At 38.6% G+C, this 23,492-nt stretch carries 24 protein-coding genes; 7 read left to right on the forward strand and 17 right to left on the reverse strand.

Annotated features, from left to right (window positions below):
* Position 1: 1 nt before the first annotated feature.
* From QFZ81_RS14930 to QFZ81_RS14945, 4 genes are all read right to left on the reverse strand, one after another.
* Positions 2-1,372, reverse strand: a complete 1,371-nt coding sequence (locus QFZ81_RS14930; RefSeq protein WP_307603280.1) for a UTP--glucose-1-phosphate uridylyltransferase — start codon at positions 1,370-1,372, stop codon at positions 2-4.
* Positions 1,373-1,547: 175 nt separating this feature from the next.
* The gene (locus QFZ81_RS14935) at positions 1,548-2,060 is read right to left on the reverse strand and encodes a hypothetical protein (RefSeq protein WP_307603282.1); all 513 of its coding nucleotides are present in this window, start codon (positions 2,058-2,060) and stop codon (positions 1,548-1,550) included.
* Between the two features lie 220 nt (positions 2,061-2,280).
* Positions 2,281-3,255: an aminoglycoside phosphotransferase family protein gene (locus QFZ81_RS14940; RefSeq protein WP_307603284.1), complete on the reverse strand. Its 975-nt coding sequence runs from the start codon at positions 3,253-3,255 to the stop codon at positions 2,281-2,283.
* Positions 3,256-3,965: 710 nt separating this feature from the next.
* Positions 3,966-4,460 carry an NUDIX domain-containing protein gene (locus tag QFZ81_RS14945; RefSeq protein WP_307603286.1) on the reverse strand — a complete coding sequence of 165 codons (495 nt, stop codon included), beginning with the start codon at positions 4,458-4,460 and terminating at the stop codon, positions 3,966-3,968.
* Positions 4,461-4,737: 277 nt separating this feature from the next.
* Here QFZ81_RS14945 and QFZ81_RS14950 point away from each other — a divergent pair, with 277 nt between their 5' ends.
* On the forward strand, positions 4,738-4,893 hold the full coding sequence (locus tag QFZ81_RS14950; RefSeq protein WP_307603288.1) for a hypothetical protein: 156 nt from the start codon (positions 4,738-4,740) through the stop codon (positions 4,891-4,893).
* Positions 4,894-5,959: 1,066 nt separating this feature from the next.
* On the opposite strand, the gene QFZ81_RS14955 is transcribed toward QFZ81_RS14950, so the two are convergent.
* From QFZ81_RS14955 to QFZ81_RS14985, 7 genes are all read right to left on the reverse strand, one after another.
* A complete protein-coding gene (locus QFZ81_RS14955) occupies positions 5,960-6,361 on the reverse strand; it encodes an immunity 22 family protein (protein ID WP_307603290.1) in 402 nt (133 codons plus the stop codon).
* 68 nt (positions 6,362-6,429) lie between these two features.
* On the reverse strand, positions 6,430-6,696 hold the full coding sequence (locus tag QFZ81_RS14960) for a hypothetical protein (protein WP_307603292.1): 267 nt from the start codon (positions 6,694-6,696) through the stop codon (positions 6,430-6,432).
* Between the two features lie 223 nt (positions 6,697-6,919).
* On the reverse strand, positions 6,920-7,282 hold the full coding sequence (locus QFZ81_RS14965) for a hypothetical protein (RefSeq protein ID WP_307603294.1): 363 nt from the start codon (positions 7,280-7,282) through the stop codon (positions 6,920-6,922).
* A gap of 185 nt (positions 7,283-7,467) precedes the next feature.
* Complete coding sequence (locus QFZ81_RS14970) at positions 7,468-8,385, reverse strand: HNH endonuclease signature motif containing protein (RefSeq protein WP_307603296.1); 918 nt, start codon at positions 8,383-8,385, stop codon at positions 7,468-7,470.
* Positions 8,386-8,397: 12 nt separating this feature from the next.
* Entirely contained in the window at positions 8,398-9,855 is a 1,458-nt protein-coding gene (locus QFZ81_RS14975) for an AAA family ATPase (protein ID WP_307603298.1), read from the reverse strand.
* 59 nt (positions 9,856-9,914) lie between these two features.
* A complete protein-coding gene (locus QFZ81_RS14980; protein ID WP_307603300.1) occupies positions 9,915-10,487 on the reverse strand; it encodes a hypothetical protein in 573 nt (190 codons plus the stop codon).
* A 292-nt stretch (positions 10,488-10,779) separates the two neighbouring features.
* Positions 10,780-11,037: a hypothetical protein gene (locus tag QFZ81_RS14985; protein WP_307603302.1), complete on the reverse strand. Its 258-nt coding sequence runs from the start codon at positions 11,035-11,037 to the stop codon at positions 10,780-10,782.
* Positions 11,038-11,545: 508 nt separating this feature from the next.
* On the opposite strand from QFZ81_RS14985, the gene QFZ81_RS14990 reads away from it, so the two are divergent.
* Positions 11,546-12,379: a Cthe_2314 family HEPN domain-containing protein gene (locus tag QFZ81_RS14990; RefSeq protein ID WP_307603304.1), complete on the forward strand. Its 834-nt coding sequence runs from the start codon at positions 11,546-11,548 to the stop codon at positions 12,377-12,379.
* A 133-nt stretch (positions 12,380-12,512) separates the two neighbouring features.
* Here QFZ81_RS14990 and QFZ81_RS14995 read toward each other — a convergent pair whose 3' ends face one another.
* Positions 12,513-12,854 carry a hypothetical protein gene (locus QFZ81_RS14995; RefSeq protein ID WP_307603306.1) on the reverse strand — a complete coding sequence of 114 codons (342 nt, stop codon included), beginning with the start codon at positions 12,852-12,854 and terminating at the stop codon, positions 12,513-12,515.
* A 318-nt stretch (positions 12,855-13,172) separates the two neighbouring features.
* On the opposite strand from QFZ81_RS14995, the gene QFZ81_RS15000 reads away from it, so the two are divergent.
* Entirely contained in the window at positions 13,173-14,450 is a 1,278-nt protein-coding gene (locus QFZ81_RS15000) for an IS110 family RNA-guided transposase (RefSeq protein WP_307603308.1), read from the forward strand.
* A 561-nt stretch (positions 14,451-15,011) separates the two neighbouring features.
* Here QFZ81_RS15000 and QFZ81_RS15005 read toward each other — a convergent pair.
* Positions 15,012-15,473, reverse strand: a complete 462-nt coding sequence (locus QFZ81_RS15005) for a hypothetical protein (protein WP_307603310.1) — start codon at positions 15,471-15,473, stop codon at positions 15,012-15,014.
* Between the two features lie 174 nt (positions 15,474-15,647).
* Between QFZ81_RS15005 and QFZ81_RS15010 the strand changes: the two genes are divergently transcribed.
* Positions 15,648-15,941, forward strand: a complete 294-nt coding sequence (locus QFZ81_RS15010; protein WP_307603312.1) for a hypothetical protein — start codon at positions 15,648-15,650, stop codon at positions 15,939-15,941.
* Between the two features lie 8 nt (positions 15,942-15,949).
* Here the strand turns inward: QFZ81_RS15010 and QFZ81_RS15015 are convergent, their stop codons facing one another.
* Positions 15,950-16,306, reverse strand: coding sequence for a DUF3221 domain-containing protein (locus tag QFZ81_RS15015; RefSeq protein WP_307603314.1), 357 nt, complete (start codon positions 16,304-16,306; stop codon positions 15,950-15,952).
* 446 nt (positions 16,307-16,752) lie between these two features.
* Between QFZ81_RS15015 and QFZ81_RS15020 the strand changes: the two genes are divergently transcribed.
* The gene (locus tag QFZ81_RS15020) at positions 16,753-18,588 is read left to right on the forward strand and encodes an ATP-dependent nuclease (protein WP_307603316.1); all 1,836 of its coding nucleotides are present in this window, start codon (positions 16,753-16,755) and stop codon (positions 18,586-18,588) included.
* A gap of 318 nt (positions 18,589-18,906) precedes the next feature.
* On the opposite strand, the gene QFZ81_RS15025 is transcribed toward QFZ81_RS15020, so the two are convergent.
* A complete protein-coding gene (locus QFZ81_RS15025; protein ID WP_307603318.1) occupies positions 18,907-19,194 on the reverse strand; it encodes a winged helix-turn-helix domain-containing protein in 288 nt (95 codons plus the stop codon).
* A gap of 122 nt (positions 19,195-19,316) precedes the next feature.
* The gene (locus QFZ81_RS15030; protein WP_307603320.1) at positions 19,317-19,871 is read right to left on the reverse strand and encodes an imm11 family protein; all 555 of its coding nucleotides are present in this window, start codon (positions 19,869-19,871) and stop codon (positions 19,317-19,319) included.
* Between the two features lie 290 nt (positions 19,872-20,161).
* Here QFZ81_RS15030 and QFZ81_RS15035 point away from each other — a divergent pair, with 290 nt between their 5' ends.
* Positions 20,162-21,109 carry a helix-turn-helix transcriptional regulator gene (locus QFZ81_RS15035; RefSeq protein ID WP_307603322.1) on the forward strand — a complete coding sequence of 316 codons (948 nt, stop codon included), beginning with the start codon at positions 20,162-20,164 and terminating at the stop codon, positions 21,107-21,109.
* A 135-nt stretch (positions 21,110-21,244) separates the two neighbouring features.
* Positions 21,245-21,649, forward strand: coding sequence for a VOC family protein (locus tag QFZ81_RS15040; protein WP_307603323.1), 405 nt, complete (start codon positions 21,245-21,247; stop codon positions 21,647-21,649).
* A 573-nt stretch (positions 21,650-22,222) separates the two neighbouring features.
* Here QFZ81_RS15040 and QFZ81_RS15045 read toward each other — a convergent pair.
* Positions 22,223-22,777 (reverse strand): 2'-5' RNA ligase family protein, encoded by a 555-nt coding sequence (locus QFZ81_RS15045; protein ID WP_307603325.1) that lies wholly within the window; start codon positions 22,775-22,777, stop codon positions 22,223-22,225.
* Between the last annotated feature and the right edge of the window lie 715 nt (positions 22,778-23,492).

The raw sequence follows: 23,492 nt of genomic DNA on the forward strand, positions 1-23,492 counted from the left end.
ATCAGTTAAACTTTGCGTCAAGAAGATCTTTCAAAACTTCCGGGGTCAGTCCCTCCCCCGCATAAGAAACCAACGGGGAAATTTCGATGTCCTGGCCTTCCAGTACGGAGGGGTCAGCGCCTGCTTCCAGGAGCCACCGCTTATACAAATCCTGCATAAGTCGGCGTGCTGTCGCCGGGCTGTCCTCACCTTCATTGTTTTTGACAGGGGCAAACTCTTCCTCTCTTCGTATTTTCAATACCGTCATGCTTTCGGCGAGCGGGAAGAAATCAAAGATGAATTTTTCAAATTTAAATGCGTTGGGCGACGCTGGCTGAACCGGACGGCCCTGATCGTCTATGTATTTGACCGCTTTGTGGGCGGTGTGATAAGGAATATTCGTTTCCGCATGCCGTTCGATAAAATCGGTGCGAAACAGATGGATCGAAAGGTTGCCCAGACCGTAGGTCAAGTGGCCCGAGCTATCGGTTTCGTACATTAGCTCTTTAGGCACGTCCATGTATTCTACGACGGCGGGTCGGCCGTCCTTCAGGCAAAGAATGCCGACTTTTTCCTCAGGGTAAACTTTCTCCGCGACTTTGGTGGCAATCGGATGGTTATGATGCACAGCAGCCCCTACAAACAGCGGATCGGCGACTCGAATCAAGGCATTATCGACATTGTAATAGAACAGCCACTCCACTCCCCGACGTTTCAGGTCGTCCAAGGCGCCGGACCGCTTCATGGAAGAAAAGACGTCGCCGTTCCCGCTGGGGGTTAGGCCCATTTCGTCCTGGGCGGAGAGTAGGACGCGTCCTACGGAATCCAATGCCGGCAGGACATTTTGCCGGAAGAAGAAAATGTCGTCCGGGGCATAGCCGAAATACTCCGATGCATGGAAATATCGCACCGTTTCCTGATGATTCTCCGGGCTGGTCATAATGTACCAGGGGATGGACCCGCCGGCTATCCGAGACAAGCTGAGCAAGCGCTCAGCTTGCAGCTGGAACAGCGACTTTCCTGACGGCAGCCCGATGTTATAGGTCCCCTTCGGTCCATCATGCCCCAGGCGGCTTCCCTGCCCTCCGGCGACGACAAGCGCCGCGACCTTGCCTTGACGAAGCCGGTCCCAGCCGGTCTCGGTCAATTGCTTCCGCTCCTCCTCGCTATAATCCTCCGAATCGTAAGCTTCCATAGGCGAAATACTGTCGGTGCTTACCGATGGCTGCTTCGTATGATGAAAAAGCTCGCGGAGCGCGGCAAAATCCAGCTGTTCCATCTGGTCCAGCAGCTTGTTCTTCGAAGCTTCGGAAAGCGACGGGTAATACCTGAGTATATGCTCCTGGCCGCAGGCTTGCGCCTTTTTATAGAGTTCGTCGTATCGGTTATCCACGAAAAACCTCCTATGTAAAGACTACGAATCGCTTCGTTATCTTCCTTGATTTTATCACAGGGAAAACTACCATAGATTAACTCGAAATGCATAGGTCATGATAATTAACTAAAACAAACGATGGATCGGTTCCATCGCCGCGCTATAGTTCCTCGTTAGCTTAATGCTCATTGCCTTATTCTAGCACTTTTGTATCTCTAACCTTTTCAAACCTTTTTACAAGCTCTTCAATAGGTGTTTTATTATCTTTGAATTCTTTTTCTATTTCAGCAAGGTCTTTTTTCTTCTGTTCAACAATTTTAATTCCTTTTTTATACATCTCACCATATTCAGGATCATCGACTCTTGTTTTAAAATATTCGTTTTCAGCCAAAATTCCCTTTAATCCCCGAATGTTATCCTCTAACTCTTTTTTGGGATCAGAGGGGTTTAAATCAGCTTCTAACAATCCAGCTTCCAAGCCAAGTTCTTTCACCTTACGACCTTGCTTCTCTACGTTAGCATGATCTTCATCTGTTTTACTCTCTGGTATTGACTCAAAGATTGCCTTTTCTTTTTCGAAATCATTTTTAAGTTGGGATAGTTTTACTGCATTTGGCAGAATATCTGCATAAGCATTATAACTAAGTGATCCCCCAATAATAATAGCTAAACCAACACATGCCGATATCAAGATTTTATTTTTCATTTTAGCCACTTCCTTTTTTTGAGTAACAACCGATTATAAAAATTTTAAGTTATTATACTGCACTTATTAGACGTGCCATAATGGAATAAGTTTCCTATGCTTTTTCAATAATACTGCCCGTTACTTCAATAGACAAAGGCAGCCGATCGTGTGCCGGCTGCCTTTGTCTATTGAACTATAGTTTCCGTTAGTTCAAAGCCTTCCTTAGTAAACTTACAGTTTATCGTCGTTTATCATGATATAGCACTTGTATCTCCTCAATCCCCCGCCTTGTATAGTCAAGCAGCTTTGCCGTCTCGGCTTCGTCCGAGGTTTCCTCAGTCAGGCGTTGTATATTGAACCAGACATCCTCAATCCGTCGGCGTAATACGTAAAAATAAAGAAGTTCATGGTTGATACGATAACTACGCCTGGCTGCAGCGTACGCTTCTAGTAGAACGCTGCCATGAGGATGCCATGCATAGATGAAAAGGTCAGCTTCCACGGGTGCTAGGCGCAGATCTTCCCAATCTGCAAGTACTAGGCGCTCGCCCTGTATCACGTTGTTACCGTGCGCGTCCCCATGACATAGTACAAGCGGAGAATATCCGAGCCGAACCGTGTCCCGTAGGCGAAAGGCATCGCGCATCGCCGTGTGGAGCAACCCATTGTACGGGGAAACAAGTTCAAAAAGTGCATCATTTTCTGTGTTTGACTTACTTAAATATCGTGTAAGTTTTTCGCAGAAAAGTAGAGAGATGTCCTCGGCAAGCTCGTGTATCTCAGGAGGAACACCTCCGCTGGCATCATGTAAAAGAGCCAGTATCTCGGCCAGTTCTATCGTCTGATCTCGTGTCATGCCCTTTACACCCGGCGTCTCTCCGTGGACATATATAAAGAGCACATATACATCACTGTCCGTCTCTGCTTTATATGCCCCGTCCAGTGCCGGAACCGGCGCTAGTACGCGTCCGCATAGGGACGATGATGCCGACAGCCAGTCCAGTACCGGCATATATATGTCGATACGTTCGACAAGCGGGCGCGTTGTCGGCAAGAATTTGTCATACACCTTTAGGAAGTATTCGGTATCGTCCTCGCCTGCGACGCGATAAGCCGCTTTTGCGGAAAAACCTCCGGGAACAGGAAAGATTGAACTCGAAACTATTCCAAATTCTGATTTTAATAAAGTTGATATTTCATCCATTCTTAGCATCACCACTCCTTAATTGAGTACCATAACACCTATTGTACTATGCTTCGGAATGGAGCAAACGGTACTTTATGGTTATAACTAACCTGCCCGTTACTTCAATGAAACAATAAGGAGCCGCCTGGAAGCAGCTCCAACACTAAAGTTTCCGTTTGCTCAACAAATTTGATAGCCGAACCAGTTGTAGTGCTGACTTTTCAACACGTTAATTCAATAATTGGGTTTTAAAAAATTCAAGAATTGAAAAGGACAAATGCATAGTGTAATCCGTCACCCATATTATGTATTTCGGCATGATGAAAGGGTCTACAATAAGTATCAGGATACTTAGAAAGGCAAATAGAAGCACCTTCCACCAGTTTTTTTTAGACTTAATTGCGAATGTAATGTTACCAACTAAAGGTATGAATAACACGAGTAAGAACGATAAAATAATCCATATCCACGGCACATAACCTTCCATTAACCAATAAAACAATTTACTCCTGAATAAGAATAAATAGACTGAAAACATGTTGAATACAAACATTAGAATGTATGTGTACATTGAACCTCCTCACAAACGCCGCAGGATGCATGGTTTTTGAAATTATCAATAATACTCCATACGAGATAAGGTATGAAGATGTTGCGCTAATCTGCCCTTTCGTTTAACAACAAAAGAGGAGCTGCCGCGAAGCAACCCCCTCAACTATAGTTTCCGTTAGTTTAGTTCAACCTGCAATAAATATTGGTGTTATTACTTTTTTGTGATTAGAAATCCACTGTGATAATACACTCCTCGTTGGTGCTCCCATAATAAAATTAACATCATTATCAGGATGCAAACTGTAGTCGGTTATCTCGTTCAACGGAATCCAAGCAATGCCAATCTGATGCAAGTCAGGAGTTTCCCCGACCTTAGCTTCGTTGTGGGATGTAATAGTACACAAAAACGTAAAATCAATTTGATGAACATCAGGTTCTAATTCAGGGAACGATGAATCTCTCTTTGCGATAAACTCATTAATAAAGAGCAATTCTTCAATTTCAACCTTTAAACTTACCTCCTCGAATACTTCTCTTATTAGAGTTTCGTGGATGCTTTCACCATGTTCTTGCCCCCCTCCTGGGAGAACATAAAACTCTCCTTGGACACCAGTTCTCCTTAATACAAGCAATTGCTCATCTTTAATTAACACTGCCCTTGCTGCCGTTCTAATCCTCACACTAACACCTCACTTTTGTTATTAAATGGTTTATATATATTTTGAATTCGCTTAACAGTTATAATTTCCCTTTTTTAGCGATTTGGATAAGTGGAGATTTATAAACATAACTGCCCGTTAGTTGAACGGATATCTTCTCCAATTTTATTGTTTTTGATTTTTGAAGCCAACAAATCCTATAACGACACTAACTATTAGCCACCTTTGGATAAACCGTTTGGATAAAATTCCTAATTCTGTGTAAACTATCTTCGATAAATTATGGAGGTGTTCAAGATTGGCTGATAAAGGGAAAAATGACGATGAAAACGATTTTTATGAAGGTATGGCAGAAACAGCCGACTTTATTCATGATCGACTAGGTGTTGAAGGACCTATCGGGTTAAACAATACTGTCGAAGAATATATGAAGGATGATGAGGAGAAGAAGTAATCTTCCCTTTATTTTATCCTTCAATGCTTCGATTCAACTGAAACTTACCGTTATGCCGCCTTCCCATCCTTCGTGCCCAATTGGCCGTAGACTACCACCAGGCAGTTGCTCGCACCATCGCTGCACCCGGCATGTTTGGTTATAGCATTACAGCAATTTTGTGCCAAGTCTGTAACGTAAGCATAAAGTTATTCAAACTTAAGGTTTATATATCTACAGCAAAAGCCACTTCTAAATTGGAGTGGCTTTTTAAGCAAACTTCTATTTTATTGAACTCGTTAATTCAAGCTATTTTCGTACATATGTATAAAATACAGAAAAAAAAGGCTGCAATAGCGTCCTTTTCCATCGGAGAAACCGTAATTCGGAATTACGATTCTGCCTATAATACCGACCTTTTTTTAATATATCACATATAAAAAATAAACTAATCTAAAGTGGACTTAATCTTTTCAAGCTGTTCAAAGCTCCTTCACTATCGTTCTGCGTTAGCGTAGCAGTTAGCATGTTAATTAATGTTGATTTAAAATTAAAATTGTTCAGCTACTATTCCACCAAATAAGATTCCGCTAATTGTTATAATACATATCCCTAATATAAACATCCCCCACCGAAAACCAGTACTCATCCCTCTGAAAATAAAAATATTTAAGCAAAGACAACAAATTATATATCCAGCCCATAAAAGAAAACATAGAAACCACTCTAACTCCCATATTAAGGGAAGCCCTAAGATGAAAACTGTTACTGAAAACATTCCAATTAACACATTTAGAAAAAGAAATGTTGCACACTGAATGTAGAATAACTTAGTAATATTCGGATTAAAATTATTATTCAATATTTTCACTCCCCAATAAATTTCCCCTGTATTAACTCTTTCCTACAACAGAAGTATAAAGTATTTGGGGTTAATTAATTAGTACTATTTTCATCTAGTACCTGCTTATATTTATCACAAGACTGCCCGTTAGCGGAATAGGCCACCGAATTTATCACCGGCAGCCTGCTAGATCTTGTTATGAAGCTATCGTTATCCGTTAGCGTAATGAAGTAGCTCAAGAAGTTATTCATTGTAACTAGTAGATCCTAAGTATTTAAGAGTATATTCCATATTATTAATCTCGGACACACTACCACTATACTCATAATTGTAAAGAAGAATTGCTACATTTACTCCAGACTTAACTTCCTCTCCATTAGTTACAATTAATCTTGAAGAGATTACTTCTGCGTATGAGTTTTGGCTAAGTAAGTTCTGAAGAGCCAAAATTTCACTATCAAAAAATGTACATTCAATAAAATCTTCATCGTAGTAGTTAATCTCAAAATCCTCGCCGAATTTGGAAGGCATGATTTCATCGCACCCATTGCTCTCATCAGGATACGGTATATCTACATAATCTTTTAACCTTTTTTGATCTGGCATTTTTCCTACCCACAAAGAAACCATACCTTCTTTACGCATTCAAACTCCCCCAGAAAACCAATTCTGCTAAAGCCGTTTTAACTTTTCACCGTTGGTTGAGCAACAATTTAGTTGTGAATAATCATATCAAGATAATTTACTGCTTCTTCAATTGTGTCAAAAGCTACATCGTGACTATTAATAGAAATATCGAGAGGAAGAATATTCTTTCTGTTTGTTAAGCCTACTCCTATGCCAGGTACTACTTGTATTTCAAAATAATTTAACTTACCATCATTCAAACTTATCCAATAAGTAACTCCTGATTTTTCATAATATATATCCCAACCTAGAAATCTATTTTTTATTAGCTCTTTGATTTTATCATAATCCACGAGCGCCCTTAGAGGTATAAATATCAATGACATTCATACTCATCATAACAATACTGTTGAATTCTTTAAAGTATTCTATAATCCGTTCAAATACCCCTGTTTCACTTAATGATGTTTCGCTCTTCTGTCCGTTAATACAATGAAATCAAAAAGGAGCTGCTTCAATGCAGCTCCTGAACTATAGTTTCCGTTAGTTGAATAGTTTGTTGCTGCAATTTCCACCTTAATTGCCTTGTATTAAATCGTTTTTAGCTAAATCGAAGGCTACTGCGATTTTGATCTGAAACGTTTTACTAAGTCCCTTCATCCAATTCTCAATTAGATACACATCGACTATCGGAGCAATTGTATTATCATAACGGTCCAGTTCAATCTTAATAACTGAGTAAGTATCCACAAGAAAGCTAATGATATCCTCACCCTGTTCGGGTGTCCAAGATAAAACGTGCGCTGTCTTCATCGCGGGAAATGTCTCTCTAATAATGTTTAAAAACCTATGCATGGATAAATCATTGAACAGATGAGATTTTGAGGCTATTAATTGCTCTCGATATGCCTGTTCTGTCAGTGTCCCCTTGAGTTTCATGACCTGCCTGCTTTCCTTAAAGATGCGACCCCATTCGCAATCACGGCTATTTGATTGTTGTGTCGCCGGACACTACACACACAATTAAATGCATCATATATGCCACAAAAAATTAAACAGCTGCAGACTAGACATAGAAAGTCTTAGTCTGCAGCCTTGTTAAGCGCAATGATAACTGAGATATATCACTTCTGATAATAACTTTGAACACTTGGAAGAGCATTTTCAATAAACCATGTAGAGCTTTTTAAAGCTTCAAACATTTTTGTTTGCCATGAGTTTGGATTTTCAGAATGGTACGATTCAAAATTATCGTTTATAAAATCTAGTGCTTTACTTGAAGGGTTTGAATTATACACTCTTACCAGCGACTTTGCTCTTTTATTAAATTCCCTCGTAGCATTATCTGCATATAATTTACCTAATTTAAGCAGTTTAAATTGATATTCGATACGTGATTTAAGCACTGGATCAGTTATATCTGAAACTTCATATGAAAATGTTATCGGCCATAAGTTATCAACAACTTTACATTTTAACCATGTTATAACACCAATATCATCAAAATAAGGATGAATTAACATTTTATCGTCTTCAAGGATATAAACATCTAATTTATCTTTATTACAGTCCGAACAGCAAGGCAACAGGTTTATTGGCGTAATAGCATAAGATAGAAATTTAGTTTTTGGAAGATAATGATCTACTGTCTTAACTTCCCTATGCGAGCAGTAAGGGCATAAATTATAATAAGTATTTGATAATATTGAGCCATAAACCTTACGTCCAATTTTTTGTGAGCCTGGCTTATCGACAAAAAAACTTGTATAAACTTTTTCCATCTCTTCAGTAGTAATAATTCTAGGAACTGTCCCACTTAATTGAACATCAGGAGGTATGCTAATTGTTTCTTGTTCAGTAATAGTATAAAGCAATTTCTCTAAGGCTAAACTTTGATAAACTGCTTCTGCATCTACCAATGTAGTTTTTATGGATAATAATCTAGTTATAAGATATTCGTTCTTTTCATTATTATGCCGACCTTCGAGTAACTCTTCAAAATAACTACCAATAGCATATTCTGGTATTTTTAAAAAATACATTCCATTACCCTCTTAACTACCTTTTATTTCGTTTATATATGTCCTTATAACAGATTTAGCCTCGATACTAAGTTCATTATTGAAACGTTCAACAACTTCATCAAAATCCGGGTCTTCTTCTACAATTTTTCTAAGTAAAGTATGAAAACCTGTTTTAGGTATTTCTAATCCAAATACTTCCTCTGTTAAAACACCTACATTTTCCCCGAAAGTTTCAAAACGAGGGCGTTGGATATTAATTTGATTACCGTGTTTACGTATTATAGATGCACATGACTTTGGTACTTCTTGTAAAACTACCGGTGAGTGTGTGGCTAGAATAGCAACAGCATTTTCAGAAATTGTTATTTCAGAAAGAGCACGAATAAATGCTGATAATAAAGGCGGATGTAAATGAGTTTCCGGTTCGTCAATTAGTATTAATGTTTTTTCAACTATAAGTTCAACAATTTTGGATATTGATAATAAAATGATTTGATGTCCTGAACTTAGACAATCAAATATCTGACTAAATGTTAAACTACACTCTTCAATTGCTTTAATATCTTGAGGAGTAGTAAAAAATTCTTCTAAAATATCAATTAATCCAAAACTATTTAAGTTATAATCAGCATTCAAAATTTCCAACATTCTATGTAAGTAATATTGTCTTTTTTTTGAAAGAATGCTTCTTATTGAACTATAGAATTCCGTTTTTAAATCCTCTTGTGATTTGGTTTTCGATTCATGAGTTTTAACTCCAACATAGTAGTACTCATTCCCTTTAGTAATAGATGATTCATAACGACCGTTTTTATCAAATACACTAAAGGAGATAAAAATAGCATTTGTAAAATCCTCATTTAAGCTATCATTTAAATAACCATCAACAATTCCTTTAAGTGCAGTTGTTTTCCCCACCCCATTAGTACCAATAATTGTATGAATATTAGTTGGGGGTAATGATTCGGGATCAACTTCAAAATGGAATGTTGATGCAGGGGCTTGTTCTCCAGTAGTAATGTTAAAATCAAAATTATATCTAGTTAAAATTGCACCACCGTGTGCAATTCTTCTAAATTGCTTGGTTACAGTTTTTACATTCAATTCTCTTAACAATGATGTTTTAACAACTTCTTCATCTACTACTTCATCATACAATTTTTGATCGTAAGCTAAATCATTTAAGCCTGTTAGACAATCTATTCTAATATCATCGCCCAACCTACGAATTGTACTATAGAATTTCACATCTTGTCCCAAAGAAAAATGTCCATTTGGTAATTCATCGAAACTATTAGGAAGATTTGTAGCTCCAACTTCTTGGCCTTTATAACCTATTTTGACAAACCCTATTTCGGTTTCTTTTAAATCAGCGTCAAGATAGTATAACTTAAAGAGGGTATAGAAGCCAAAATCGTTCCAATTATCTCCGACTAAATGAAAACCTGGTTTACTCTTCTTTGTTCTAAACGAAGTTAAATAAAACAATTATTTATCCCTCCTGTATATCAAAAATTTAGCTACAATAAGCTGCGTAGAAAATTTAATTACTTCATACTCTTCCATATCTTTATTCTATCCTGCATCCTCTTTTGCATGTCTTCTGAGCTTAAACCAAATTGTTCTGTTCCGAAACCAATCACATCCGCAATGATATTAATTTCTTTATTTTCTTTAACTGCCTTTTCCATCTCCAAATACATCCAAATAGCCAATATCGATCTTCTAACACCATCGGGAAACTGTTTAGAAAAAGCAAATAGGTAATCCGCAGGTTCCCCAAGATTTGATTTAATAGTATTAGTTATATCGTTTTGATCTTGCTCGGTTAATTGATAGTTCAGGTCATGAGCATACTTATTACGCAATTTTCCCAGTTGCTTTAAACTCGGCTCAAGATTACTTGGAATAACCCCCATTGCACATCCTAAATTCACTTTTAATTGATAGTCTAATCTTGATACATTCAGATATTCCGATTTTGGTAAATTCATATTAATAAGTTTTACAATAGATGCTTCAATGTAAAGGTGACCTCTAATTATCATTGTAAAAATATCATCTGTTGTATAAAGTTCCAGAAAATGCTTTTTATATAAATCCTTAAAGGTTTCTTGCATTTTTCGACTCCTTCAATTTGGGACTTAAATAATCATAAATTTTGTGTTGTTTCTGTAGGAAGATATTCGCTAAATTTATTAAACTTTCCTGCCGCTTTTTAATGTCACATTAAGAACGTTTATTCCCTAAATACTTATTTCATGTGTATATAGCATGGGCTACCAATACCAATTTCTTGGGCCGTTTCCTTCTCGTAGTTAAGACACATAGCACGAAATAAAACAGCAGTAGCAGAGACTTGAACATTAAAGTCTCTGCGCTGTCTTTAATTGAACTAATGTTTCCGCTGGGTTATTCGTTATTGTTTTTAAAGTGAAAGTGCTCATGATAGATATTATCCATACCTACCAATTTCCCACCTTTTTTATGAAAATAAGCGAAGTTACGATTCAGAGGAAGTTTGAGCAATTGATAATTCGTATCTTTTGGTAATGTATCAATATCTTCTAATGCCTTTTCACGTGTAGTATATAAGGCAATTGGGAAGAAATTTGGAAAACGCCCTGTATTTTCAGCGACAAAAATCCCCCATATAAACTCATCATGCACGGTCGCCCACTCTCCATTTCTATATCGACCTACTATTTATATTACCATATTATGGTGCTCACACTAAACTGGCCGTTAGCGGAGAAGATTAACCGATCTATTGATTTCGGTAGCCTTTTCCTGATGTTTATTGAGCTATAGTTTGCCGTTAGCTGAACGCTATTATTTTCATAACATCCCCATTGATAACGATGGCTTCACCATCTCTATTTATTAATATTATATTCGCATGCTGTTCCAGAGCACCTAATTTACTTTCAAATTCAGAATTCTTATCAATATATCTATTGTAATGAGTATCTATGTTTATTTTTTATAGTCCCTAATTAACATGATCAATTACTTCTGCAAGTACCATATCTCAGGCACTAGTTCCAAGTATTATTTTGTCTTTGCAAACTAATTGTCCTACTACATCAAACGATTGCTTTTTCTCATCCAGTGAAAAGCGGTTATTTATTGTTTTATCTTCCAAAATACATTAACTTATTGGAAAGGGGGGGAATATATGTTCAATGTTGCAGAAGATGATTATATAAAACATCAAGACTTATTTCCTGATTTTTTACGGAGTACGGCTGAGAGTTATAACGAGTATCTTGAATCTCATGAAGAAATCTTTTTTATGTTCAATCAGCACCTAAAATACTTCCCAGTCATTAATTCATGGAGAATTGATATTTTTGGTATCTGGGATATATGTCGTATGTCCGTAATTTGCGCTCACGCTGTTTATTTTGAGAAGCTAAAGGATATGTTCTCAGAGAGCAATATTAGTGAGGAAATAATTTATTACAGTGGGATCGTTGAATACTACCTAGAAAACTTCATGTACAGATCATTTGGCCTGCTGGAAAAAATGGCCCATGCGATAAATATTACAATGGGACTAGGTTTAAGCGAGCGAATGGTTTCATACCACAAAGTAAAGGATTTAATGACCCGAGAGTATCCCAATCATGATATAACTAAAGAATTAAATAAATTTGAAAATGATTGCGATATACTCTCTGATGTTAGAGAAACACGTAATGCAATAACGCATAGAAGTGACCCTCTGTCTCCTGGGTTTGTATTCGAAGAGATTGAGTTCGGTCCGAAAGAGAGGGAGCCTTGGGAGAATGGGTTGACAAGGATGCGCGCTCAGGTATTTAACCAAAAAGATGCAAAACTTGATACGGACCGCTACTTAGACATCACAATCAAATTCTTTTTTGCCATATCGAAAGTAACTGGACTCGTGTTTTTGAATATACTTTATGAAATTGACGAACGTTTCCAAAACGAACAGGAGCATTTCCATGGAATCGACTTTAAACAAGATGATTCTAATGATAATTAAAAAACAGCATCATTGAAGGAAGGAAATTTCCATTCATCAAATGAGATAATCTGCCCGTTAGTTGAGAAAACGGCAGCCATTTATGCAGACTGCTGTTTCTTCGTATTTTATTGAGCTATCGTTCTTCGTTAGTTCAATGATTTAACGGTCCTAAAATATGCACCTCAAAATAATGTCCATTTGACTCTAGTGCGAGAACCTCAAAGTTTTGCTTACTTTTTAATTCATACAACTTTCCAAGTTTATCATTTGAATCCCCATTGTTTTTGGGCATTGGTACCACAATCTGCTTGATTTCTCCTAACTCTTTTCCAATATCTTTTGAAGCAACTTCATATGCAGAAACTCCATATAGCGTATCATGCCATACGATGGCACTCGGATATGAACCTTTATTAGACACTGCGGTAGAAGATGCCGACGAACAGCCAGTTATCGTTAGCATCAACATAATAATTGAAATAAATTTGCTCACAATAATCACCCCCATAATTATAGACATAAAAGTGAGAGAAAATGTTACGTTCTTATATCACTAATATAATAAGCAATACGTTCGCAACTCAAAGCAAGTGTTTCTCTCTATATTGCGGTATTCTCAGACAATCTCAACATTACCAGACAATTAATTATGGAGAACCGTATCGCAAATGAATTCAACGTTACTCCACTATCCTGCCCGTTAACATTCCTGTAGGTGTTAATAGATGGAACTTGCAGAAAAAAGGACGCCTCGCTAGGATGAGTATGTACTGGGTTGCAGCCCTCAGAACTCACCTTAGGAGGCGTTATTATGAAGTCTAATCCAATTAATTCTCAAAATCAACGTGTAGAACGAATCTCTACTACCACTCTGGTCATAGGCATCGACATTGCCAAGGAGAATCATGCTGCACAAGCCATTAATTTTCGAGGTATTGTCCTCACCAAGCGCCCTATTCTATTCTCCAATGACCTAGCCGGCTATGAGCATCTAGAACACAGTATTCGGAAATTACAGAAGATGTACGGCATGAATGACTTGGTTGTGGGAATGGAGAGCACCGGTCACTACTGGTTCAATCTTGCCAACTGGTTGGTTGGTCAAGGAATTGATGTGGCTCTTGTCAATCCAATGACAACCAAACGTAATAAAGAAAATAGAGATAACTCACCTTCCAAGAACGACCCAAAAGATGCTCTGGTCATCGCCGATGCGGTGAGTCGTGGGTTCTACACGCCCTTTTCTCCAAAGGATGAAGCATTCCGCCGGATACGGGTTATGGTTACGAACAGAGAGCACTGGGTTGTTAAATCAGGACGGATTAAGAATAGAATCCATCGTTGGCTCGATATCCGTTTTCCAGAATACAGACAAGCATTTGATGATATTTTTAGCGATCGTTCGTTGGCCTCTTTGCGCCGGTTTCCAGCCCCTTCTGACCTATTACAGCTAACTCCGGAGCAAATGGTACAGATCTGGGGTGAGTATATGGCCAGACCTGGCGGGGTGCGAGGTACGAACAAGGCTTTGGAACTTCAATCACTCGCTAGACATAGCGTGGGAGACACTACTGCCCTTGAAGAAGACAAATGGGAGCTGAGGCACCTCATCGAAGAGTATGAAAGGATCCGCCGAATTATTGACGAAGCGGACGAGATGATTGAAAAGATACTGCCTGAAATTCCTTGTTCTGATCTCGTTCGATCTGTCGGTGCTTCCGTTCCTGCAACGGCTGCCATATTGGCATTTGGCGGGGACTTACGTAAGCTGTCTCACGGAAATCAATTATTGCGCAAGGCAGGATTGAACTTAGCAGAACGAAGTTCAGGCAAGTATAAGGGGCAAATCAAGCTCACCAAACGAGGCAACTCGCTACTGCGCAAGCATCTCTACTTCACTGTGTTTCACCTGTTATCTTTCAATGAAGCGTTCCAAGCCATGCATACGCATAATACCGAAGTGAAACGAATGACGAAAATGCAGTCCATGATGAAGCTGATTGGGAAACTGGCCCGGATGCTTGTAGCCATGGCAAGAGAAGGACAAACATTCTCCATGGATAAGGCCCAGCTACCGTTAGCAGCATAAAAATTAAATCGTAACCCTGACACGTAGATTGGCTCATTCGCAGGATTTCACAAAGAAAGCACGGAGTACCGAGATTTTTACGCTTTAGGGCATAGACCCGTTCCGTTAACGTTGATCGGACTCCACACCTTGGATAGATAGGACGAAGGAATGTGAGGGCAAAGACCCGTCGAGATTTGGGAGAGTGAATCCCCAAGGATATTGTGGAGAGAAGCGTGCATCATAACTTTATTATGGAAGATGTTGTAAATACATCAACACCTTCTGTTCCCGCATGCGCTCTAACGGAACTGCCTGCCACACACTACCTAAACACCGGAACTCCTATTTAACATGCATTTTGAAATCCTGCGAATGAGCGAGCATTCGTGAGAAAATCCTTATTCTCTGAGGGAGCTTAATGACCCGACCAGTCTAATACTTATTTCCTTGTCTACGACCAAGCCCCTGTAATGGAGCTGCGGCGAGATGAACATAAAAAAACACCATCGTGTGATGATGCCTTTGTAACGCATTATCTATTTATTTCTAATGCCTTACCAATATGTCTGTCCGTTCTTCTCATAGCGATTGCAACCAATCAAACAATTGTTTAGACTGTAATAATTTTGTTTCTTCGCCCTGACTGTATCTCAAGTAACCGTCGATTGGCTTACAAATGTATTCCGTTGAATCTGCATTTTTTCTCACATCACACTTATGAGCATATGAAATATAGATATTCTCGCCATTTTTAACATCAATTCGTAATAAGTCTGGATAGCCATGTACAACAATATCGTTCTCAACATTATTTTCTGTTGCATTATGTATCCAGTTAACTACATTGATTATTTTGTGCTTTTCCCAAAATCGTTTAGCCTTATAAGTTTTTGTGTATGCACCATGTAAACCCTTGCTGATTTGAATTGAAACAACATCAGCAGTATTCAATCTTTGAGGGATTTCGATGTTTGCAGAAACAACCGAATTTGGCAAATTCAATATCAAAACAACAATCACTAAACAATATAATTTTCTCATATAATTCCACCCATAACGCTTTGTATGTATTATTCCCATAAATTTATGCACTAACACATTACTCCATTCTCACTTCACGAACGCTCCACAAGCCTTCGCATAACCGCATGGATAGACCATAAATAAATAATTTTCTACCGAGTTGAGCATTTTAGCAATTGAGGTGAATTTTGCATGATTAAAAAACTAACTATCAATGTAGTAACTGCTTTTTTTCTTTTGATATTCAATAGAGTAGCTTATGCACAACAACCATCTTTAATGAGCATAAAAACTATTCCTGCTCCTGAAGGTAATTGGGTCTATTTGCCTGAAGGTGATGGACAGATGGTTATTCATGTATCTACTGCATATTCAAATACATTTAAAGTATGGAGAGTTCCTACTGGAACACAGCAATGGGAAAATCGAATTTCATATCGAGGGAACTTAACGACGATACGATTATTATATGGTTCTCGTTCATAATAACCTAATCAATCCTTTTGTCTTTCTATCTCACCAGCTACAATTTGAGGGGGATCGGATTGTATTACAATATATTCGCCTTTGTCATTTGTTTTAGGAGTTACATTAACTTTTTCGCCTACCCTAAGTTCGTTGTAGAGTTGGGAATCTTCTACAATATAATAGACTAATTCGATATTACTCTTTTTGAAGGTAGCAAAGGTCTTACTTTCTGCATCCTTCTTAGAAATTTGCTTCGCTACTAAGATTCTTTGCTCTTCCTTTGCAATAATGTAATTCCCCTTTTCAGCTTCAGACGAAGCACTACAACCACTAAATACACATACGGCAAGTGTTAAGGCTACGCCTAAAACTAACTTTTTCAATATTTTCACTCCTCCTGGTAAAAAAAGACTTTATCCTACCCACTTTATTAGAGGGGTCTCTGGTAATAATTTGTTACGTTAAACTGGACGTGACCTGTACAGGCTGCCAATAATGCTGGCAGCCTGTTGTCATGGTGCTATCGTTCTCCCGTTAGTTGAAGGTTGTTCACTAATTATTCGACAGCAATTCTTTCGAAGTGATATTACTTCCAACCTCTCCCTTTGGCACGTGGCAGAGGCATTAATTTCGGGAAATTCGTTAAGATTTCTTTAAGGTGTAAAGTCCAACTCGTTCGACTTCATAAAGAGCCTTAGGTCCAAAAGACTCGGATTTTGCTTCCCCCTAGGTTAGCCCGCCCCCCTAAAGAGGAATTTAATTCCAATTTGTCGAATTTTTATAGCTTAGCCAAAATATTTTCTATTACTTTACATGGAGGATGGGAATTTTGAAACTGTCTAAGTTAACAATCCGCAACTTTAAGGGAATTAGTGAACTAAGTATTGACATTGAAAATATTTCAGTCATCATCGGACCAAATAATTGCGGAAAAAGTACTATTCTTCAAGCCCTGAAAATTTTTGGTTCAGCTCAAAAATTGGATAGGAAATATTACTATAAACATGATACGTCAAATCCGGTATCTTTCCATGCAACATTTACAGAGATTACATTTGAAGAAGCTGATATGCATGGAATAAGGGCTTCTATGCACTCTGATACAAATACTTTTATCGTTAGAGCCATTTATCCTTTTGAGGAAGACATTAAAAGAGCTGCCAAAGTGACTGGAGCACCTTCTCATGATTTAGATGATGAAGGCTGGGATGGAAAGCTCGGTGGAGGTAAAAATGCTTCTCACTTTATTAATGTTTTCCCTGAGGTTATATATATACCGGCAGTAAAGAATGCGGGAGACGAAATAAAGTCCGGGTCTGATAATATGAAGACGCTGACCGCACTGTATAAAGAAATTATTCATTCATTGGATGAATACACAGAAGCTGAAACGAAAACAAGGCTATTACAGGAAAAAATAAATCAACATAACGATCACAAGATAAGGTTCTTTGAATCGGAGGTTCAAGCATTTCTTAATGACGTGACTTCGACATCTATAAATTTCAAAGTAAATGTGAAACCAATGGATGAAATTGTTAGTACATCTGTCAGCCCAATCTTTAATTATAATGGTATTGAAACAGATATTGATTTTCAAGGTAATGGTGTACAAAGAACGTTTATCCTTTCCATCCTTAAAGGTTTCAGAAAATTTAAAAGCCAGTTCCCAAGTGATCCGAAAGAGAATATGCTCTTCAATCGCCCATTAATATTCGCCATTGAAGAGCCAGAGTTATATTTACACCCTCATATTGCTAAAGTTTTCAAAGAAACTCTTTACTCTTTAGCGGATGATAACTTGTTTCAAATAGTCGCTACGTCTCACTCACCTAATTTTATTGATTTATCGAAACCCCATAGAACTCTGGTGAGATTATCCGTAGATTCAAATAAAATTATCGAGGTGAATCAAGTAAGCTCTGACATTTATGGCTTGCCTGGAGATGAAGTAGAACAATTCCAGGCATTGTTAAAATTTAATCCTCATATTAATGAAGTCTTTTTCGCTGACCGCGCGGTATTAGTTGAGGGCGATACAGAAGTAGTTGCCTTTAAGTTAATTGGCGAAAAACTTATTACAGAAGCTTCTTTACCTGCCGAAGCATACAATAGAACATCCGTTGTAAATTGTGCTGGTAAACCAACCATGTACGTTGTGCTTAACATTTTGAATAATTTTGGTATTCCGTACACAGTTATTCATGACTTTGACATAACCGAATTTAATAAGAAGAACGCAAGAAGAACGCCCTCAGCTTTGAAATCAGTCATAACAATCAATCATAAGCTTGAGGTATTAGCGCAACAAAGAGGCAACAAAAAATACGTATTTCAACATACTTTTGAAGCCGAAATGCCTGATGATTATGAAAAGGGCACATCAAAATCTTTTTCTGCTTATGAATACATAAAGGATAAAGCAATATCAGAACTACCGGAAAATCTAGTGATGATAATTGGATCAGCTTTTGGTTTATCTCTTGACTCTCCAATTGATCACGGCGTTGAAACTTTGCTAAAACTACTTAAGCGTGATGATTGGCAGGAATTAAAGCAAGCAATTAAGGAATGGCAAGCGCCGATGATGGATGAATATGTAAAGACCTTCTGGGTCGAAAAGCTCGCGGCTCCAAGCAAAGAAGAACTTCCAACCGGAAGCTAATTATTATCGAATTACACTTCCACTTTCTTTAATTAATCGATTGAGGCTATTGTTAGAACTACCCGAACAACTCAACTTGATGATAAAAGTGCAAATAAAGTAGGGGAACCATTCTCATGGCTCCCCCCTTATCAAACCGCACGTGCCCAACAAATATTATCACATAGTTTTCATTTTATTTACCATGTTTTTGTTTTAAGGCTAAATATTATCCAAGTGGCATTTCCACGGTATTCTGCCGTTATTTTGAGAAAAGGCAGCCGATCATCTGGCCGGCTGCCCATCCTTTATTGATTGAACTATCAGTTACTCGTTAGTTTAGTCCCAAGTTTTCAAATAAGACCGCCCTGTTTCAGTAATAACAAGATTATTATCATCTATGTATTCCGCATAACCTGTTTTTAATAAGTAGGTCCTAGCAGATATTATCCGGTTTCGATATTTAAGTTGCCTTCCACATTTCACACGTTCGCGCCTATCCGCCTCAGAAAGGTTAAAATAATCTGCTAGTTTATTGATTATTGAATTAATCGTATGTTGATTTCCATCAGCAAGATGTTTTAGAAATGGAACCACGAATTCTTTATAAGTTGGGATTCCTGACAAAAAGACACCTCCATTAAAACAGTTAACATCTTCTGTGTTAATTCTCGTTTAAGTTAGTTTAACGCCCTCTGACTTGAGGTTTCTGAGCCTGCCCACCTGCAGCATACTAGCATGCTTGGTAATTAAAGTTCCCATACCTGTTTAAAGTTAAAACCTTTCAAATCAGCCTTTGTTACTATATCTTTAAAAGCATCTGTTACAAATGTCGCTGTTGAATATATCCTCTCATTTAAAAACACTTTGAAGATATATTGATTGTTCAATTTTTCCGGAATAAATGCATACTTTTGAAAACCAACAGTTAAGCCCGTAATCAATTTTTCAATTTCTGATTTTTCATAGTCGATAGCATCCAAAGTATTTGTTACCCTAAAAACATTATATTGCTTATCTGGATGATACAGCGGAAGTATGTCACCCGAACACGCTATAACTTCTTTTAATATATTGATTGCTCGTTCACTGAATACAGGAATTCCAGATCCAGCCCAAAAATGAGGAAAGTCCCCGCTAATTCCATCAGACTCATAATCATAAACCCTAGGCGCCACCCACCTTAGAGCTAGATCTGGATCTGTAAGGAAACCATTTTTGAAATTCTTCTCATGATCTTCTTTAAAATTAGTTAACTGAAGACTCCTATATTCGTTATCACTTTTAAGTAGCCAAATTTTCACGGTGTCCTCCTGTCAATTTTCTCAATTTAATCACAATTCGACATTTACGTTTAAATTACCTTTTGTTACGCATTTCTGCCCGTTATTTCAACAGACAAAGGCAGCCGATAGTGTGCCGGCTGCCGTCATGTAATGATTGAACTATAGTTTTCCGTTAGCTTAAGCCACGAAACTACTCCATTGTCAGGTGTGACTCTTATATATATATTGATGTATATGAGGGATTCTTTGTCTTTTGTAGAGAATGAGTTGCGCATACGTTAATTTTAAGGTTTATAGAGAGGCGGCCAATGAATAAAACAGACCGTTTGTTAGCCATAGTGCTGGAGTTGCAACGAAAAAAAGTGGTACGAGCCGAAGATTTGGCAATCCTATTTGAAATCAGCGTGCGGACCATTTACCGCGACGTTCAGGCTCTAAGTGAGGCAGGCGTGCCGATCATTGGAGCCACAGGAACAGGATATTCTTTAATGGAAGGCTATTTCCTGCCGCCGGTCAGTTTCACGGTAGAAGAAGCCGTAACCTTGCTCATTGGAACGGACTTTATCGAGCAACGATTTGATTCTGATTACCGTGTCAAGGCTCAAGCCGCTCGCGGGAAAATCGAAGCTATTCTACCGGAGAGCGTTCGTAATGAAACCTCTCGAGTACGCAAGGCTATGCGCTTGCTCCCTTCCGATAAACCGATTACGCCTTCAAAAGAAAGGGAATATCTCGAAAAGATCCGTCGAGCAATATTGGACGAGCGAAAGATCAGCTTTCGTTATATAAAAAGACTTGTGGATTCCGAGGAGAATCGCCATAGTTTTCGTACGGTTGCTCCCTATGGACTGGTGCTCGTTCAAGGATCGTGGATGCTAGTGGCTCATTGCGATCTGCGCCAAGACATTCGACATTTCCGTTTGTCCCGAATATCGGCACTTATCGATCTGGAGGATCGCTTCGAACTGCCCGCCCATTTTAACCTAAGGGAGTACACCCCTCAGGATGATCGGCACATGCAAGTTAGCCTTCGATTTAATCAGGACATGGCTGATAAGGTGAAGGAAGCGAACTACACTTACATGGAAGACATGGAAGAGCAGCAAGATGGGTTGTACGTAGTCTTACGAGTTCGCCAACTGGACGAATCGCTGCAATGGGTGCTTAGCTGGGGAGCGGATGTGATGGTACTGGAGCCTGAATCATTCCGGAATCGGATTCGCGAGGAAGCCGAAAAAATGTTAAAACGCTACTGACATACTGTTGTCAGTAGCGTTTTTTTATAATCGTAGTAAGTAAACATAAAGGAGTGGGAGATAAATGCGAAGTATTCTGGCCCAAAATGATATGATACGGTATTGTATCATTTATTATAGGAAGGATGGTATCTCGTGAATTTTGCTTCTGTACGCATCATTACCGACGACGTGGATCGTCTCGTCGAGTTCTATGAGAAAGTCCTGGGTGTTTCGGCGGAACGCCCCGCACCCGTCTTTGCCGAACTCGTTGTGCCATCGTGCACCCTGGCGATCGGCCACTCCCAGACGGTGCAACTGTTCGGCGCTGGTTCCGCAGTGGCGGCCGACAATCACACTGTCATCATCGAGTTTCGCGTCCACGATGTCGACGCCGAATACGAGCGCTTGAAGCCGTTTGTCGACGAGTGGGTAAAGGAACCAACCACGATGCCGTGGGGGAACCGTGCTGTGCTGTTTCGCGATCCCGACGGCAATCTGGTTAACCTATTCGCGCCTGTGACCGAGGAAGCGATCAAACGGTTCAGCGGTAGGCGTTGACGGACAGTTGAAGTGAGTGAGGCCTCAATTTGGGGAGTGACAACGATTCGTATGGCCATTTTGGCCGAATGTGCCGATAACATTTCTCCGATGATAACATCGTCTTTCCCGGTATGACAATGAACCCGAATGGGCCAACACGACTACCAATGTGTATATAGCTTATGGTAGAAACTATTCCAATTTGTGGTCATTATCATTTAGTAAGTAAGAATTTTCATGAACAAGTCAAAGGAGCAGCTACGGCTGCTCCTTTACTGTTTTCAGTTCTGCTTGCTTTCTGGTGTCAGCAGAAAATAAAGTATTAGACTGGATGTCTTTATTCCATGCGGCTTTTCGAATTGTCATACCGTCAGACTTCATTGACTAAGTTTTAGACTGACCTTAGAAATTGAAACAGCGACAGCAAAGGACTAGAAAATAAAGTCCTAGACTGTCGCTATTTCATTGAACTAACGTTCCTCTTTTTAAACCATATTCAATTAACCTGTCCATTACTTGAATGAAAAAAAAAGAGGAGCTGTAGCGCTACAGTCTCCTCCGCTATAGTTCTGCGTTAGTTCAATGATCTGATTAGAACAACTTGGCAAGTTTGATATCTTCAAAAGGTGCGTTTGTTTTGATATCAAATACCCGCACGAATGTTACATTGAAGCTTGGAAAAGGAGATAATGCTTCTCTCGCAGCCAATTTCATTTCTATAATTTCTGCTTCACTCATGCCCCATTTTATTTGACCCAAAGTCAAATGTGGAATGAAGTGATCCAACTCTATATGCCTTTCAATAAGTTCGGGCGGTGGGGAAACCGCATCTACCAAGTTCTTATGCAGATTATATATCTCTTTCGATTCAACGCTAAGGAATGTAACCGCTGTTCCGAATGTTGCTGGTTCAGACAAAGTTAACTGGAAGATTGGAAATGAAGAACAAGTTTCTCTTACTTTTTCAAGCCAACTCATATCCTCCGTAAGTCCACTTTTGGCTTTAACAGTAATATGGGGCTCCACAGGATCCCTAAAGCCGTTATTATCCCATCGATTTCGAAATGTCTTAGCCCATTTATTACGAAATACCGAAATTTGTTCTTTGTAATCTTCAGGTGGAACGATTCCTATGAAAAACTCCATTTTTACACCCCTTTATTGGTTTACTTCGCTTCCATAAAACATTATCCAATTCGTAAGGTGGAATATTCCAAATTCACAGATAAGTTTCTAGCTAAAGTTGTTTTCTCCCCAATGGAACCAATAATATGTATTTTTCTCGGAGAATTCCTATTCATTTCGATCATCAACTTTCCGAACATTTATGTTTTTAGAGAGTATTTTCCAAGTCCTGCTTTAGTGTTAAACTGCCCGTTAGTTGAACAAAATCAGCCGATTATGGCCGTTTATCCTTTGTATTAGTTTGAGCCTGTTTTTCGCATCGCTATGTTTCAATATTAACATGTAATGAAAGCCGAATTTTAGGATATGAAGATGTATTGTATAATGTTAAATAGACCACTAATCTGTATCGTTTAACAACTACGGGGAAGGTATCAACTTAGTGTCCTTTATTGGAAAACAATACAACTTCTTGTCTTTTAGAATAGACAAGAAGTTGTATCCATAAAATAAAAAATCCGCTCAAATCGCGGATTCAAATGGATATATGATCTTGTCCTCCTACACTACATTGAGAAAATGCTGCAGCTGCCACTCCAAATCAATCCAATAAATTAAATATACCTCCAAATAAATAAGTCTTTTTTTACTTCAAATTCCTTTTCCCAATTAGATCTATCGATCATATTACTCGAGAAAATGCTGCAGCCACACCATGGGCACTGATAATGACTAT

Origin of the sequence: Paenibacillus sp. V4I9, from assembly GCF_030817295.1 — a bacterium.
In the GTDB taxonomy this organism is placed as follows: Bacteria; Bacillota; Bacilli; order Paenibacillales; family NBRC-103111; genus Paenibacillus_E.